This window comes from Shewanella sp. 10N.286.54.B9, from assembly GCF_041468565.1.
Lineage (GTDB): Bacteria > Pseudomonadota > Gammaproteobacteria > Enterobacterales > Shewanellaceae > Shewanella.
Genome location: NZ_JBFRIY010000125.1, coordinates 1 through 416, shown reverse-complemented (window position 1 = coordinate 416; position 416 = coordinate 1). Strand labels below are relative to the sequence as shown.

General features: G+C 45.0%; 1 tRNA gene and 2 rRNA genes. All 3 read right to left on the bottom strand.

Annotated elements, in window-relative coordinates:
• Positions 1–112 (bottom strand): 5S ribosomal RNA (rrf, locus tag AB4135_RS22090); the annotation flags it as partial.
• A 15-nt stretch (positions 113–127) separates the two neighbouring features.
• Positions 128–203 (bottom strand) — tRNA-Thr (locus AB4135_RS22085).
• A 69-nt stretch (positions 204–272) separates the two neighbouring features.
• Positions 273–388: ribosomal RNA gene (rrf, locus tag AB4135_RS22080) — 5S ribosomal RNA — on the bottom strand.
• Between the last annotated feature and the right edge of the window lie 28 nt (positions 389–416).

Below are 416 nucleotides of genomic sequence, written 5' to 3'. Positions count from 1 at the left end.
GGAAATGACCTACTCTCACATGGGGAAACCCCACACTACCATCGGCGATACTGTGTTTCACTTCTGAGTTCGGAATGGGATCAGGTGGGACCACAGCTCTATGGTTTCCAGACAAATTCTTTCAAAATGGTGCTGATACCCAGAATCGAACTGGGGACCTCATCCTTACCAAGGATGCGCTCTACCGACTGAGCCATATCAGCAAAATCGTGCATATATTTATTTGTCTTATGTGAAATATCACAGCAATTAAATAAACGACTTAATTAGGCGCCTGGAAATGACCTACTCTCACATGGGGAAACCCCACACTACCATCGGCGATACTGTGTTTCACTTCTGAGTTCGGAATGGGATCAGGTGGGACCACAGCTCTTTGGTTTCCAGACAAATTTGGTGAATTTAGAAAGCTGTTA